Below are 15023 nucleotides of genomic sequence, written 5' to 3'. Positions count from 1 at the left end.
GGAATTTCTGTATGATGAAAAAAATGCCCTATCATTTTTTGAGAAATAAAATATATAAACTTCCTCCAGCTCCTTATATTAATTTTGAAGAGTTCGGTACTTATATAAAAATTAATGGAAATATATATTCAGAAAATGCTTATAATACTTATTCAAGTTATGAGTTTAAAGTTAATAAAAGAGGAGGCGATGTAAGCAAAGTAAGTTTTAGTACACCTCTTAATTATTTTAATATAAATGATAAAGTTGAATATTATTTGAATGGTAAAAAAAGATTTGCAGGATATGTTGAAAGTATAGATAATGCCGGACTTAATTTAAGTATTATTCCTATATGGGGAAAACTTCTTCATCAATATATACAGGGAGATTTAATATTAGAATCAACAAAAGGAGCATTGGATATAGTTTTATCTTTAAGAGAAAAAATCGAAGAGATGAATATAATATTCGATGAAAAAAATATCACTCTTAATAATGATAAACAAATAACAATGTCATTCAGCGGAAAAAATATTTCTGATATACTCGATGAGGTAGAAGAAAATTTATCTGATACTTGGTGCTGGGGAGTAGATTTTGAAGGATATTTTTATTTTAAAGAATTTTCTGATATACCGACTAAAAAATTGAATTGGCATAATAATGATTTTTCAGATAGCGAATACGAAGAGGATTCTGCTGATTTAGTAAGCCGTTATATCATAAAGATGAAAGATACTCTTACAGATGATGAAGGTAATGAAGAAGAAGTATATAGAACTCTTCCAAAAATAGTTGGTGCCGATAAACTATATCCACAGATACCATTAGAAAAAGAGATTGGAATAAAAACTGATATATTTGAAATAGAATATAAATTAGAAAATTATGATTTAGCTTATAAGCTCGCTTATCAATTTTTGACTAATCAAACCAAAAAAGAAATTGTTAAAATAAAAACTCTTAACAGCAAAAATTATGATTTAAATATTAATGAATGTATAGAATGCATATTAAAACCAACTAATAACTTTTATCAGATAATAGATTTTAATGATTTCACAGAAACAGAAAGCAGATTAAATGAAGTTTATTCATCGGATATCATAGATATTGATTCAAGTTTAGAATATAGAAAATATCCTAATTATAAACAGCAGCAATCGGTTACTCTTACGGATATAGATAGATATTATAAACAAATTTGCAATCAAAGTTATAACATTACAAAGATAGTAATATTTTTTTCTGATGGTATTCAAAATGAAGAAAAAAATAAAAATGTTTCAGCGGTGTTTCAAATTGAAGACAAAGAACATTTTCAAAGAAAGTATTTTACTAATGGCTTCGGTGTATTCGATGTTAGAGGTTATGACAAAAGAAATATTATAATAACTTCAGAGAGAGGAAATATTTTATATGATAAGTTCATTTGCTTTTTTGATATTGGTTCAAGAGTTGTTGATATGAATGTGCGTACTATAGATTATAAATTTGAAAAGAATGCACTTAATATAAATTTGGAACTTGCAAAGATGAATATCAATCTTACTAATTATTTATATAATCAGGAAGAGCGAAGAAAAAATCTTGAAAGAATATTAAACAGCAGTGGTTTTTAATTATAGTTAGTTATAGGTAGTTAATTAAAAGAAGAGGTTTATAAATATGAATAACAATCTAAACAAAAATATTTCTGATACTAATAAAGAATTACAAAATATAGAAAACAGCATAAAAAAATAAATTCATCATTTGAATCTTCTTTATTTTTTAATGATTCGGCAAATAAATTTAATGACTTTACAATCTCAGCAGAAGAAGCGAATAAAGCAATAGATAATACATCATCATCTATAAACTCTCTTGATGAAAGCATTAAAAGTATTAATATAAAAAATTTTACGGACGGCGTAAAAGATTCTATTTCAAGCATATCAAGTATATATAAAGATTTAAGTGCAAGTTTTTCTGACTTTTTTCATTATGATTTAAGTTCATATGATAATGCAATCGAAGAAGCAAAAAATAAACTTCAAGAGTTCGATGATTATCAAAGAGAATTAAAAGAAAATAAAAAATTAGAAGATGATGAAGATTATGAAAACTATTTAGCGAGGCTAGACGAGGAATTAGAATTAGCCATTGAAAATAAAGATGCTATGAGTACTGAAGCTATAAGAATAAAAAAGAAGAGTTAAAGAAAAAACAGGATAAAGAAAAAGAAGATTTACAAAAAGAAAAAGAAATACAAAATCAAAGAGAATTATTAGAAAAAGAATTAGCACAAGCAGAGTACAATAAATCCTATGCTGAGTGGGATAATAATGTAAAACTTGCTGAGATGGAAAAATCTAAGGCAATAGCAGATGCAGTTTTAATACCTTCGCTTGCTATAGCTCAATCAGCTTTGGGAGTTGCAGCTTCATTTGCACAAGGAGGTCCTGCAGGATTTGCAGCTGGGCTTATAATATCGGCAACTGCAATATCATCAGCAATTTCTGCCGCTTCAGGTATAATGTCATCAGCAAATGCATTGGATGCAATAAAATCTAATCCTCCTCAAGCTCCGCAATTTGCATTCGGTACAACAGGATACACTATTCCAGACGGAGGATCTGCTATAGTTGGTGAAATGGGTGCTGAACTTGTAAGTAATAAATCAGGAAGAATCACAGTTCAAAGTAATGCTCAGCTTAAGGAACAAAATTATTCTAAAGGCGATATTTGGAATGTTACTATAAATGTAGAACAGGCTTTAAATCCTGATGAGGTTTACAGGCTTATGAATAGCTACAAAGCAAGAAACAGTCAAATGTATTCAAGATAATTTTTTATATATTTTTATAATTATTTATCTAAGAGGGGCTTCTGATATGCTCACCTTTATATCATCTAATTTATTCATCTCTGTATTTTTTGAGTGAAGTACCTTTCTTATATATTCTGCAACTGCTTCATTGTTTTCTACTTTAGAGCCTATTATTATTTCTTTTATATAATTACTCTTTTCATCAAAAAGTTTTATATAATCAATATATAGTTTTTTATTATCATTATCAATTAATATCTCATCTGATTTATAATCATTTGTTACAAGCATTCTAAGTTCCTGCTCTTCAAAGAATGCTTCATGCTTTATTATGTATTTTATATTTTCAAACAAGTAGCTGTATAATTGATTTTTAATATTTTTATAAATTTCATTTCCTTCTATTTGTTTTTTAATTTCTTCTGTATAATAAAATATTTTTGCAAATGCATATTTAATCATATCTTCTTTTTTATCATCTTCTTTTAACTCTGCTTTATAATTAGGATTATTCAAATCATTTAAATCAATAATATTGATTGCATATTTAGATTTTTCTTTATTATAAATAAGCTGATTTTCTTTCTCATTATAATAAAGCATCCAGTATAAATTTCTTTTATTTTCTTGAAATTTTTCTTTGTTAATTTTTTCATTCATTTCAATTTTATTATTTTCTATTTTTAATTTGAATTCATAAGAATAAGGTGAAGTATATGTATTGTTAAAATATTTATTATCTAAAACTAAGCATATACCTGTAGCTTCTTTATTTTCTTTTTTACCATAAAGTCTAAACATTGTGAGAGAATCTTTATTTCTTGAATATGATGTTTGTAATGTTAAAGCTTTTTCATCATTTTCTATTTTTATATCTATATTATTTTTATTTAAAATTCTTTCTAAGATTTTTCCTTCTTTAGGATCATTAGCAGTTGTTATATTATTTATTCTTATATTTCCGCTTTCTTTTGTATTTCCTTTAACATTCAATAATAATGGCAGAATATCTAAAGAAGTATAATGAGATATTTCTATATCATTTTCTTCTTCAGTATCAAAAGTTAAAATTTTGAGTAAAAAATATTCGTATAATAAAAGATATTTTATATTTTTTATAAGCTCATCATCAAAATTTTTACTCTCATCAAAGCGAGAAATTAAATTTGTTATTGGTTCATTTTCCCATAATTCATTATTTTTTATATCAACTATAAATTTAAATAATTTTTCAATATTCTCATATTCTTCGAATAATTGTAATATTGTTATTATATATATATTATTATCTTCATTAATTTTAAAAAAACTTCTAAAATCTTCTATAGCATTTTCATTATTTAAATAAATTTTGCAAATACCTCTTAAAAAATATGCATCTTTATAATTTGGATTTAATTCTATTACTTTATTAAAATTTTCTATAACATCTGCATATTTTTTCAAATTGAAATTTGAAAGTCCTAAATTAAAATATACATCATTAGCATTTGGATTTAGTTCTATAGCCTTATTAAAATCTTCTATAGCTTCTCTATATCTTTTTAAATCAAATTTTGAAGCCCCTCTATTAATATATGCATCTATATAATTTGGATTTAATTTTATAGCTTTATTATAATCTTCTATAGCTTCTCTATATCTTTTTAAATCAAATTTTGAAATACCTCTATTAAAATATATATGTTCATCATTTGGATTTAATTCTATAGCCTTATTAAAATCATTTATAGAACTTTCATATTCTTTTAAATATCCTTTTGAAGCTCCCCTATTAAGATACACCTCACTATCATTTGGAACTAATTCTATAGCTTTATTATAATCTTTTATAGCTTCCCTATATCTTTTTAAATTTGATTTAGACAAACCTCTATAAATATATCCTTCTTCATTATATGGATTTAATTCTATGGATTTATTATAATCTTCTATGGCTTCCTTATCATTTCCTAAATCTGATTTTGAAATTCCTCTATTAAGATATGCATCACTATTATCTGGTTCTAATTCTATAGCTCTATTAAAATCTTCTATGGCTTCCTTATCATTTCCTAAATCTGATTTTGAAATTCCTCTATTAAGATATGCATCACTATTATTTGGATCTAATTTTATAGCTCTATTAAAATCTTCTATAGCCTCCTCATATCTGATAACCCCAACAAAAAACGAGCCAAAAACCAACGAATATATTCATATAATTAATTGCATAATATCTAATAATAGTTATAATCAAACATTATATAAATGGAGTATTTATGGAAATTATAGGTACAATTTTTATTGGAGTTTTTACAAGTATTATAGGAACTATTTTAATAAATTTATGTTCAAGTATTATATTGAGGCGTAGACAGAAATTAAAATATATAGAAACTGTAAAAAAAGCTAATAATGAAATAATAGAAATATTAAAACCATATATATCAGAAAAAGGTTTGCCTAAAGAAGAAATAATTTTATCTATAATATCTTCAATATCAAGAAAATACGAAGTAAATGAAAATGATTTATATAGTATAAATATTTTTTGTCAGGAATTAATAAAAGGCATAATTGATAATGTTTATGTTTCAAGTGATAAAAAAGAAGAATATGCTGAAGAATTAGTAAAATATTTGGAAAATTTAAATTCCAATTTTATTGATAATCAAAAAATAGAAAAATATAATAAATTAAATGAAAAAAATCTATATCAATTAAAAATTTTACTGGTTCTATATTATCATTTATATTGAGTGTTGTATGTTTTAGTTTTGCCATTTATACTTTTGATTTAGCAAAAATGATTGAAAATAGTCATATTAAACTATTATTTTCCATATCAGCATCATTTTCTTTGGTAGTAATTAACTTTGTAATTGTAACATTAGTTGTACTTATTTACACTAAGATAGAAGAAACTATAAAATCAAAAAAATATAAGTAACAGTTTTTGCCTTGACTTGCAATCAAGCTATGCTAGTATAGAAGCAGTTCTTTAATATATTGATATTTGTTAACATTTGGTTCATTATCGGAAGAAAGTCGTTCCAATGGCATTCAAGGTGATGCTATTAGAAATATTACAGGAAACTTTGATTCATATCATAATAATAATGGAAATCATAATAATTGGAAAAATAGTCCTTTTTCTTTTTCTTATTTTACTTCTCCTCCTTCTGGATTTAATCCTTCAGGTGCAAATAATGGAATATTAACTCATATAAATATAAATTTTAATGCTTCTAAAGTAGTTACAACTGCATCTGAAAATAGAACTAAAAATAGGAAAATACGTGTTTATAAAAGAATTGCATAAAATAAAGCCCTATAAATTATAAAATTATCAATTTATAGGGCTTTTTTATACCAAATTAGGCATTTAATAAAATATCAGATTTAGGATTTGATTCTTTTATTTCTATCCTTTTATTATTTAACATATCTAATTGTGTTTTTTGTTCTTCTGTTAAAAGACCTTGATTTGATAAATTACTTAAAACACTGTCTAAAAGTTCTGCTCTAGCTCCATCTAAATTAGTTTGATATTGCATTTGCCTTATTTGAATTATATAATTATCATATTCTTCCTGAGTTATAAGATTTTCTCTTAATTTTTCTTCCATAGATTTTTCTATTATGTACTTTGTACCATCTTCAGATATTTCTATTTTTTGAGTAGGCTCTAGTTTTTCAATACCTAATTCTATTAATTTAATTAAATCCTCTTGTATATTTTTATCAAGTTTATATATTTGTCCGTTTCTTATTTCTTCATCTTTTTCTAAAACTAATATTTTATTTTCAATTTGTTCTTCTATACTCATTACAGAACCATCATTCTTAATAGCTCTAATATCTTTTACTCCCATATTTTGAACATTATCAAAGACCTTATATTCATCATTATCACCAATAAAACCTTGATTTTTTAGCTTCTTTATTGCTATTTCAGTGTTTTCATCAGTAGAAATAATCTCTTTTATCTTATTATTGTTAAAAATTACTATATTCATATATAATACTCCTATAAAAATTAAGCTATTCTTTTATATATTCTAATTTTCCTATTTTTAGTTCTATTTTCAGTAGAAGTTCTAGCCCGTTTAGAATTATCAAATTTTACACCTTGCGAAACTTGCAATAAGCCTGTATCTGAATTTGAACCATATCCTCCTCCTGATTCAATACTAAAACATCCAGTACCATCCATAATTATCTTATGATTTTGAGTATTATAAGTGTGTATAGTACCTGTTAATTTTTGCATAGCATCTTGCTGTATACCATTGGAACGACCTTCTTCCGATAATGAACCTTCTGTTCTAAAAAACACACTTTCTGTGTTATATTTTAATTGCCAAGTACCTCCAAAAAGTTTTTCTGGAGATTTGCTTGCATCAAAAGTCCCATCATCTTCAGCAAATTGTATGTATGTTGATCCTATTGGACATGATTTATTTAAAATTAATTTATCAATAGCTTCTTTTAATTGTGTTTCGCTTGTATTATTAGGTTCTAAACCACAATACTTTATTAAATTATTTAAATTATCTATTATAAGATTTATAGTTTCGGCAGGAATAAAAGAAGCTGGTTTTTTGGGGTCTGTAAAATCTCCATTTGTAAACTTCCCATCGCTTCCCATAGAAGGAAACTTTATTATTTCACCAAAAATATTAATATCTTGATCTACTGGATATAATCCTGACATAATTTAACTCCTTAATTTATATATTCAAAAAATACTATATTTTCTGGATAAATTGATCTAATATAGCTTTCAAAATTATCTTTTTGATTTTGGTTATTTAATTGTACATAAAAAATAATAGTTCTATGATTTATATAATTTAATATCCTTATTTGTCCAGTTTTCAAATCTCCAAGTTCACTGGATTCAAAATAATTAAAAGATTTTAATATATGAGCATCATATTTTTCAATATTTTTGTTTAAGTCATTTAAATCTATTTCAGCTGGAATAACATATACAAAAAATATAGTTTTATCTGTGTTTATACTAAATATTGTATAGAAAATATCTTCAAATAAAGCTCGTTTTCTTTTTCCTGCTAATGTAACATATATAATAATAGAATTTGAATGCATATAATTAAATATTCTAGTTCTTCCAAATTTACTATGAGCGAATAAACTTTGTTCAAAATCTTTTTCTATTTTCTGTACAGTACATCCAGATATATAATTTTTTATTATTTTATTAATATAATCAACAGTTATTTCTTCTATACTAGGAAGTATATAATTATATATAATAATTTTATTAGCCATAAATATAGTGTCTAAGAATTTTTCTAATTCTTGTTTTTTAGAAGGATCTTCTATGGTTAAATAAATCATTATTATACAGAAAGCCCTATAATTAAAAATCCTATCATTACCAAATCTGCTAAAACCAAAAACAGAAGGCTTAATTTTTTCATCTATTTTTATAATATTAGCTGAATAATATTTATTTATTATTGTATTTAATGAATCTATATTTAATTTATTTTTATTCTGTATCAATAGAATAGTTTTTCTTTCTTCTAAAGTTAGATCTGGTCTTAATATACCAGATAATATTCTTTCATAATCTTCTATAGTATCTTCTGTACAAGTTTCAAGTCTTGATTCAAGCCAAAGTTTATTCAACTCTTTTTTTAAATTATAAATCATTTCTGATTGTACTTTAACAAGTTTATATATATCAGAATCTTTATTTTCAAACTGTCTTTCAAAAAATAGTCCTTCAGGGTAAAGGCTTTTCACTGCTTCAAAATATTGTTCTTTTGATGCTATTAAACCCATAATATACTTCCTAAAACTGGAAATTGTAATTGACTAATATATTTATCACCATCTTCTATAGTTACTGAAGCATTAGAAATACTAACTCCATCTACAATTAAATCTCTTAATGTACTTGTATTGATAAACATATCAGGTTTAGCTTTCTCTAAAAAATATTCTTTTATAGTATTCTCACAATATTTTCTATTTATCATAGTATCTTCAAGAGGTAATAAATCTATAGTTAAATTAATATAAATCAAATCAAGTGCTTTTACTGTAAAAATAATTGGAGGAGCCACATTTTCTATATATGTTTGTATTCTTTCTATATTTGATATTTTATAGAAACCTGTTTCAGAATTACCTCCAAGAACTACTATAAGTAAAGCCCCAAAGATATTAAAGTTTTTAAACTCCCAAGCCTTAGATACCTCACTTGAAGCATTTAAAGCCCAAGCCGCAAAATCTCCTGATTTACCATTTAAACTGCTTTTTACATAATTTAATACCCTAAGTAAATAGTTTTCATCAGTTTCTCCATCTGTACCGCCTTCTATATCTTTTTTTACCACCGCTTCACTGCTTACATTAGAAATTAAGTTAGAAGTAAGAGATAATTTTGAGTCTTTTTTTAAATTATAGCTGCTTCCTGCATTTTGAGCCTGCACTTCAATTTCAATACTTCCATCATTTTCAATTATATATGATTTAGAATTAAAATAAGTATTACCAATATTTGATGAAAAAACACATCCTGCTGGTATTGAAACTCCTGGTATTCCTTCTATTAAAATACTTCCGCTTGCCACCTCAGCATATAGAGGCGGTACTCTATCAGCCCAATGAGCTCTTAAAAAATCCTTTTCTGCTGTATCAGGAAAGATTTGTTTTTTTAAAAACTCTATATCACCCAAAAGAGAATATTGAATACCAGCTTCTACATTTGCTATTACTTTTACTAAATTATATTTAGGAGTATTTTCAAGCGGATTTAATTCACTGTAATATTGATTTAATATTTTTGCTTTTAATTGTTCTAAAGATTCATTCATTATTCCATACTCCTTTTATAATTTCTGTATTATTATCAGGCTTTCTGACTAAAACAGAATAATTTAATCTGCTTTTATTTTCTATTTCAGTATCAACTTCTATATCTTTTGCAAGTCCATCCTCAACTATCCATTCAATAGAATCAGTTATTATTCTTTTTACTTCATTTTGAGTTTCTTTGCTTAATTTATCTTTTTTGGCAAATAAATCGCTTCCAAAATAATTGTCTGCCCACCATTTATTTTTATTGGAATAGATGCTCATAGAAACAAGATATTCTATATTATTATATTTATTTAGATCTATTTCTAACATTTCAATTATTGGCTCCATGCACTATTTTTGTATTTTCTATATTACCAAAATTAGCAATTGTTTTTCCAGCTAAAGCAGTACTTAAAGCAAGCTGAAAAGCAGAGTTTGCTCCATTTCCAGCTTCTGGTATAGGAGCTCCAAGACATATATTTAATATAGCTTTAAGTATTTGATTATTTTTTTCCAATTCTTTTTTTAATTCTTCTATTTTTATAAGTCCGCCGAAATCATCTCCTCCTATTTTTATCATATCCTCATTTATAATTATTGATATTTTTTCATTATATATACATGTATCTCCTTCTTTAATTTCAGGAGCTTTATCACTAGATAAAATAGGCAATATTTGAGAGCTGTCAAAATTACCGCCTTTAGATAAAATAATTACTTCTCCTTCTTTAGCTTTTGCAATAAATCCATAAGGAAATAATTCTTTTTTTTCTATTGTTTTATCATAAGAAGATTTTACTTGAATAGTATCATCATTATTTCTTTTTATAAATTTTGAAATAGTTATCATATTTGCTATTTTAGAAGATATAGAAGAAATAAAATTATTAATATTCATTTTTAGCTCCTTTGTCTACTAAAATTATATTAGATGAATACTCTTCATTATTAAGAATAAGCTCAACACTTTTTATTACTTTATAGTTATCTATTCCAAAAGAAGGAATATTTACTTTTATTAATTGATTAGGTTCATAAAATACTTCCTGTTCACTTTTATTTCTTATTTGTAATTTTTCTATTTCTTTTTCAGGAAGTCCCCAGCCATACACATTGATATTTAGTTCATCTGATTTTCTTCTTTTTAATTCTGATTCAGCTCTATTTAAAAGTTCTTGTTGAGATATATTTTCATCTGTAAAAAATAGAGTAAACACTCTTTTTGTATCGCATTTATCATCAAACTTTTCTCCAACTCCATAATTTCCTTTTATCTTATAACAATTAAATTGTTCATATCCTTTTTTATCCAAAACTGCAGATTTTATATTCCAATTTTCTTTTAAACTATGATTTGGGATACTTGATAAATATTGTTTTTTATCCCAAACATACAAACCAGACTGTTGATTTGAAGCTATTGCATATCCATTATTTTCTGCTATAGTAAGAAGTTTCTGCCAAACACTTTCATTTTCCCATGTAAAAGATGCTATAGGAGGTGAATTATCTTTGTTTGTAGGGTAATGTGATACTACTATATTAGAATTATATTTTTGTGCTATTTTTCTTACTACCTCTACTAATGTACCGCCTTCAATTCTTCCTGAATCTGTAGAATCTATTATATCTCTTGCATAAGAACGTGAATGTATAGTCATCTGCTTTTGATTATTATTTAATACAGCACTAATGTCATCAACTAAAGTAGTTGTTACATTCCTCTCATCATTATTCCACATAAGAGCCTTTATTATTATCCTGTCATGTTTTTCTACTTTTTTTAATTCGCTTAAAGGACATACTATATCAGCAGTATTACATATTTCATCAATACTCTTTTTTATAATAATTGAATTATAATTAATTAATCTCTTATTTTTTCCAGCATAAACTTTAATATGCATTTTAATAATACTCCTATTTGCTATGTTTGCCTCGCCTTCGCTTTGCGTGCCTTCGGCAAAGAAGTGAATAAGTAAACTTATTCACACGTCTGTGCCCCTGTGGGGCTGGCTCGGCTCACTTTTTCTTAAACATAAAATATTTCTTTAGGAAGTACAAAACTATCTTCTATAAAATTAAAATCTCTCAAATTGTATGAGTTCAAAAAATGCTCTGCATTTAATAATGTCATATTCTTATTGAACTTAATTTTTCTTAATTTCTTTAATTCTTTTATTTTCAATTCTTCTATAACAGATATTTTTAAGTCTATTAAAGCATTATTAAGTTCATAATCATCTTTATTTATAGAATCATTTAATTTGTCATATAGTTCTAAATAATTTTTTATTTTTTCTTTACTATCATCTATTTGAATTATAATACTAGCAACAGCAGTAACTGCAATTATTTTAATAAAATTATCACTTTCTTTTGCAGTATTCATTTCATTAAAAGAAATTGTATCTTTTGTAGTATCATAATTATAAAAATTAAGAAACTGAAGTAAAACTTTTTTTCATTATTTTTTGCATTTTCTATTGGAAGTATGCTGTTAATTGACGACTGTCCGCCTGCGGCGAATGATTTTGAGCTTTCAGCAGTTTCATTTACAGACTGTTTTATATCTATTATTCCATTAACTATTGAAGATACAACATTCTGTAAAGCATCAGCGAAAACTGAAGGAGTTCTAATTCCTTGGGCGATTGTAGAAGATATTGTATTTATAGCCCTTGCCATATCATTAATATAATCTGCTTTTCCTTGTATCATTCCAATAACATTTGAGAGTTTACTTGATACATTATTTATACCTGATAAAAAAGTATCATAATTAAAATTATTCTCTAATTTCTTTTCAAGATTTTTATTAGCTATTTCCTGAACATTGTTTTTAGCATCTTCTATATTAAGAAAATTATAATTTTCATCATTTTTTCTACGCCAAAGGCGGACACTCGTCTCAGCACATAGATTAAAATTAAGTTCTATTTTACATTGACCATTTTCATTCGCTTTTTCATCTATAGACCAGTTTTCTAAAGTTACTTTTAATCTAGGATAAAGAGGTAAAAAAATAAAAGCTGGATTTTCATCATCTGTTTTTATCTTAAAAGCATTTATTAAATCTATTTTTTTATTTAAATATTCTTCATCTCTTAAAAAACCAGATACTCTTATTTTATTAACAGATTCATTAATTGAAGTATTACTCCAATACCCAAAATTAGGATAACTTGAATTATCTAAAGACTGTCCGCCTGAAATATTTATATTATCATATAAGAAATAAACAGCTTCTATATTAGGAGCTTCATATTTTACAAGGCTTTGTATTTCATAAGCCTCTCTCCAAGATGAAGAGCTAGGATATTTCAAATTGCTAGTATTTTCCATTTAATAAGCCATATTCCTTATTTCATTAATATTTCCTGTTTGTATATTTATATTTGGTATGTTATTATTGTATGGAGTAGCTTTATAATAAGTTCTTTCATCTGTCAATTTTATATCTACTCCAATATTAGCAGCCCCTTTCATTTCAACCTGAGCATTGTTATTTTGTATATTATTAGCAGTAATAGTTTTTTCTAAAGTATCTTCTTTAGTCAAACTTTCTCCAATTTTTCCGCCAAGTTTGCTTCCTAAATATCCTCCAGCAATACCAACACCAGCACCTACTAAAGCTCCTATAGCTGTGCCGAGTCCAGGAACAACTGAACCTATAGCAGCACCTATAGCAGCGGAAGTAGCAGCTCCAGCACTAGCTCCTATAGCTGTACCCGCAATACTTCCAACGGCTCCTCCAACAGCCTCACCTTTCATTTTATTTTGTTCTTTTTTGAAAGTGAAGGATCATTAGCAGCCATAAATCCGCTTATAGCCATTGGTATAGCAGTAACAGCAGCACCCATAGCACCTGCACCTGCTGTTTTTCCTAAACTTTTCCAAGTCATTTTTCCATTATTGATATTTGGTATATTTGAAGATGACTGACCTGCTTTGAATGTGTTAGAATTATTTCCATTTGAAAAAAACTGTCCCATATTTGTAACAAAAACAGGAATAGGAGTTCCTGTTCCTTGTATATGACGACTGTCCGCTTGCAGCGTAGATGATATATTGCCTTTTGCCATATTTTTCAAACTGTTTATTGAACTAATTGTATTAGCAACCCCTGATACCAATTTTGCTGTCATAAATATTCCAAATCCAGCTGCTATAACTTTGAATACGGCATCAAATCTTTCAGGATTTTTAGCAAAATTATTTAATATTCCTGTAACTTTTTCTAAATATGGTGCTACGTTTTTATTTGCAAAAGAATCAAAAGCTGTCTGCAAGTTTTGAATATTAGCTGCCAAACTTTTAGCATTCTCTGCTGCTGCTTTATCTCTCATACCTTTTGCATCTTCTAAATCTAAATACTTTTCTAAACTTGAACCATAATTTTTATAAGCATTTAAAGCTTCATAAACCATATCTGAACCAAATACTTTATTCTCTCTCAAAGCACCCCAACCATTACCTAATTCTTTCTGAGCATTTACTATCTGCATCATAATAGTATTTAAATCCTTCATTTTTCCATTTGAATCTGTTACAGAGAAATCTTTTCCTAATGATGCCCCTAATTGTTCTAAAGCATATTGAGTTTCTGGATTAGCAAGTTCAGACATTACTGCTTCAAGCCTTGTAACAGCTTCATCAGATGATCCAACTGCCTGTCTTAAAACTTGCATTGAAGCCCCAACATTTTTTATGTCTTCTGGAGCAGTACCTATTACAGAATAAGCCGAAATTATAGAAGCTCCTAAAGATGCGAAATCTTTAGCTACAAAAGCCCCCTTATTTCCTTGAGAATATAATTCATCAAGCAGCTTTGATGTTTCTTCAGATGTATATCCTAATTTAGAAAATTCCGAAAGTAATGAGCCTATATCTGTTCCTGTAGCATTAAATGCCCTTATAGATTTTGCTATATTATCTATATTAGCTCTTGCAAAATCCATATCACCTGTTTTTTCCATTATTTGATCCATAGCATCAATAATTTCATTGGCATCTATTTTTACATCTGACTGCATAGCTGCTTTATATATAGCTTCACTTAAACCCTCCATTTGTCTTTTTGCAGTTTCTATATCTTTGGCATTCATTTTTGCAACAGTACCTATTTTATTTATCCTATCTTCAAATGCTATCATTTTATTAATTGTAGCACCTACACCTATAGAAACTCCTAAAGTAGCTAAATTACTTGCTGTAGAGTTTAATATCCCATCTATTTTTGCCGAGTAGGCACCTATCGCTGAAAAAGCTCCCTGCATTTTACTCTGAAAAGAATTAACTTTATTGGAAGCCTTATCAATACCAGAAGAGAATTGATCTTTTAATTTTATTAAAACGCCAGCTGTTATATTACTCATTGTTGCCGCTCCTGCGTGCCGAAGGCAAT

16 protein-coding genes and 1 pseudogene are annotated in these 15023 nt (G+C 26.5%); 5 read left to right on the top strand and 12 right to left on the bottom strand.

Going from position 1 to position 15023, the window contains the following annotated elements:
* Positions 1-11 precede the first annotated feature (11 nt).
* Together BINT_RS00535 and BINT_RS15355 are read left to right on the top strand one after the other, a co-directional pair.
* On the top strand, positions 12-1604 hold the full coding sequence (locus tag BINT_RS00535) for a hypothetical protein (protein WP_014486601.1): 1593 nt from the start codon (positions 12-14) through the stop codon (positions 1602-1604).
* Positions 1605-1650: 46 nt separating this feature from the next.
* Positions 1651-2812: pseudogene (locus BINT_RS15355) on the top strand (hypothetical protein).
* A gap of 24 nt (positions 2813-2836) precedes the next feature.
* Here the strand turns inward: BINT_RS15355 and BINT_RS00525 are convergent.
* Complete coding sequence (locus BINT_RS00525; protein ID WP_014486598.1) at positions 2837-4981, bottom strand: tetratricopeptide repeat protein; 2145 nt, start codon at positions 4979-4981, stop codon at positions 2837-2839.
* A 74-nt stretch (positions 4982-5055) separates the two neighbouring features.
* On the opposite strand from BINT_RS00525, the gene BINT_RS00520 reads away from it, so the two are divergent.
* From BINT_RS00520 to BINT_RS00515, 3 genes are all read left to right on the top strand, one after another.
* Positions 5056-5535, top strand: a complete 480-nt coding sequence (locus tag BINT_RS00520) for a hypothetical protein (RefSeq protein WP_014486597.1) — start codon at positions 5056-5058, stop codon at positions 5533-5535.
* 47 nt (positions 5536-5582) lie between these two features.
* Positions 5583-5726, top strand: a complete 144-nt coding sequence (locus BINT_RS14765; protein WP_158306601.1) for a hypothetical protein — start codon at positions 5583-5585, stop codon at positions 5724-5726.
* 66 nt (positions 5727-5792) lie between these two features.
* Positions 5793-6098, top strand: a complete 306-nt coding sequence (locus BINT_RS00515) for a hypothetical protein (RefSeq protein ID WP_014486596.1) — start codon at positions 5793-5795, stop codon at positions 6096-6098.
* A gap of 55 nt (positions 6099-6153) precedes the next feature.
* Here BINT_RS00515 and BINT_RS00510 read toward each other — a convergent pair whose 3' ends face one another.
* From BINT_RS00510 to BINT_RS00470, 11 genes are all read right to left on the bottom strand, one after another.
* Positions 6154-6795: a hypothetical protein gene (locus BINT_RS00510; protein ID WP_014486595.1), complete on the bottom strand. Its 642-nt coding sequence runs from the start codon at positions 6793-6795 to the stop codon at positions 6154-6156.
* 20 nt (positions 6796-6815) lie between these two features.
* Positions 6816-7493 carry a hypothetical protein gene (locus BINT_RS00505; RefSeq protein ID WP_014486594.1) on the bottom strand — a complete coding sequence of 226 codons (678 nt, stop codon included), beginning with the start codon at positions 7491-7493 and terminating at the stop codon, positions 6816-6818.
* 11 nt (positions 7494-7504) lie between these two features.
* Positions 7505-8593 (bottom strand): DUF2313 domain-containing protein, encoded by a 1089-nt coding sequence (locus tag BINT_RS00500; protein ID WP_014486593.1) that lies wholly within the window; start codon positions 8591-8593, stop codon positions 7505-7507.
* Positions 8584-9630 (bottom strand): baseplate J/gp47 family protein, encoded by a 1047-nt coding sequence (locus tag BINT_RS00495; protein ID WP_014486592.1) that lies wholly within the window; start codon positions 9628-9630, stop codon positions 8584-8586. Before BINT_RS00495 ends, BINT_RS00500 begins: the two co-directional genes overlap by 10 nt.
* Complete coding sequence (locus tag BINT_RS00490; RefSeq protein WP_014486591.1) at positions 9623-9946, bottom strand: phage GP46 family protein; 324 nt, start codon at positions 9944-9946, stop codon at positions 9623-9625. The genes BINT_RS00495 and BINT_RS00490 overlap by 8 nt, the downstream gene beginning before the upstream one ends.
* 1 nt (position 9947) lies before the next feature.
* Positions 9948-10514: a hypothetical protein gene (locus BINT_RS00485; protein WP_014486590.1), complete on the bottom strand. Its 567-nt coding sequence runs from the start codon at positions 10512-10514 to the stop codon at positions 9948-9950.
* On the bottom strand, positions 10504-11523 hold the full coding sequence (locus BINT_RS00480) for a hypothetical protein (protein ID WP_014486589.1): 1020 nt from the start codon (positions 11521-11523) through the stop codon (positions 10504-10506). Before BINT_RS00480 ends, BINT_RS00485 begins: the two co-directional genes overlap by 11 nt.
* A 125-nt stretch (positions 11524-11648) precedes the next feature.
* Positions 11649-12008 (bottom strand): hypothetical protein, encoded by a 360-nt coding sequence (locus tag BINT_RS14995; RefSeq protein WP_014486588.1) that lies wholly within the window; start codon positions 12006-12008, stop codon positions 11649-11651.
* Positions 12005-12961, bottom strand: coding sequence for a methyl-accepting chemotaxis protein (locus tag BINT_RS00475; protein ID WP_014486587.1), 957 nt, complete (start codon positions 12959-12961; stop codon positions 12005-12007). Before BINT_RS00475 ends, BINT_RS14995 begins: the two co-directional genes overlap by 4 nt.
* Positions 12962-13390, bottom strand: coding sequence for a hypothetical protein (locus tag BINT_RS14990; protein WP_014486586.1), 429 nt, complete (start codon positions 13388-13390; stop codon positions 12962-12964).
* Entirely contained in the window at positions 13387-14994 is a 1608-nt protein-coding gene (locus BINT_RS00470) for a phage tail tape measure protein (RefSeq protein ID WP_014486585.1), read from the bottom strand. Before BINT_RS00470 ends, BINT_RS14990 begins: the two co-directional genes overlap by 4 nt.
* Positions 14995-15023: the final 29 nt, after the last annotated feature.

Source organism: Brachyspira intermedia PWS/A, assembly GCF_000223215.1.
In the GTDB taxonomy this organism is placed as follows: Bacteria; Spirochaetota; Brachyspiria; order Brachyspirales; family Brachyspiraceae; genus Brachyspira; species Brachyspira intermedia.
The sequence above is the reverse complement of the archived record's forward strand: the minus strand, read 5'-3'. Positions and strand labels throughout refer to the sequence as shown.

Bases quoted from the DNA above. Each gene is read 5' to 3' on its own strand.
- BINT_RS00535 (WP_014486601.1), top strand. From the start codon at position 12: ATGATGAAAAAAATGCCCTATCATTTTTTGAGAAATAAAATATATAAA.
- BINT_RS00520 (WP_014486597.1), top strand. From the start codon at position 5,056: ATGGAAATTATAGGTACAATTTTTATTGGAGTTTTTACAAGTATTATA.
- BINT_RS14765 (WP_158306601.1), top strand. From the start codon at position 5,583: ATGATTGAAAATAGTCATATTAAACTATTATTTTCCATATCAGCATCA.
- BINT_RS00510 (WP_014486595.1), bottom strand. From the start codon at position 6,795: ATGAATATAGTAATTTTTAACAATAATAAGATAAAAGAGATTATTTCT.
- BINT_RS00505 (WP_014486594.1), bottom strand. From the start codon at position 7,493: ATGTCAGGATTATATCCAGTAGATCAAGATATTAATATTTTTGGTGAA.
- BINT_RS00500 (WP_014486593.1), bottom strand. From the start codon at position 8,593: ATGGGTTTAATAGCATCAAAAGAACAATATTTTGAAGCAGTGAAAAGC.
- BINT_RS00495 (WP_014486592.1), bottom strand. From the start codon at position 9,630: ATGAATGAATCTTTAGAACAATTAAAAGCAAAAATATTAAATCAATAT.
- BINT_RS00490 (WP_014486591.1), bottom strand. From the start codon at position 9,946: ATGTTAGAAATAGATCTAAATAAATATAATAATATAGAATATCTTGTT.
- BINT_RS00485 (WP_014486590.1), bottom strand. From the start codon at position 10,514: ATGAATATTAATAATTTTATTTCTTCTATATCTTCTAAAATAGCAAAT.
- BINT_RS00480 (WP_014486589.1), bottom strand. From the start codon at position 11,523: ATGCATATTAAAGTTTATGCTGGAAAAAATAAGAGATTAATTAATTAT.
- BINT_RS14995 (WP_014486588.1), bottom strand. From the start codon at position 12,008: ATGAATACTGCAAAAGAAAGTGATAATTTTATTAAAATAATTGCAGTT.
- BINT_RS00475 (WP_014486587.1), bottom strand. From the start codon at position 12,961: ATGGAAAATACTAGCAATTTGAAATATCCTAGCTCTTCATCTTGGAGA.
- BINT_RS14990 (WP_014486586.1), bottom strand. From the start codon at position 13,390: ATGAAAGGTGAGGCTGTTGGAGGAGCCGTTGGAAGTATTGCGGGTACA.
- BINT_RS00470 (WP_014486585.1), bottom strand. From the start codon at position 14,994: ATGAGTAATATAACAGCTGGCGTTTTAATAAAATTAAAAGATCAATTC.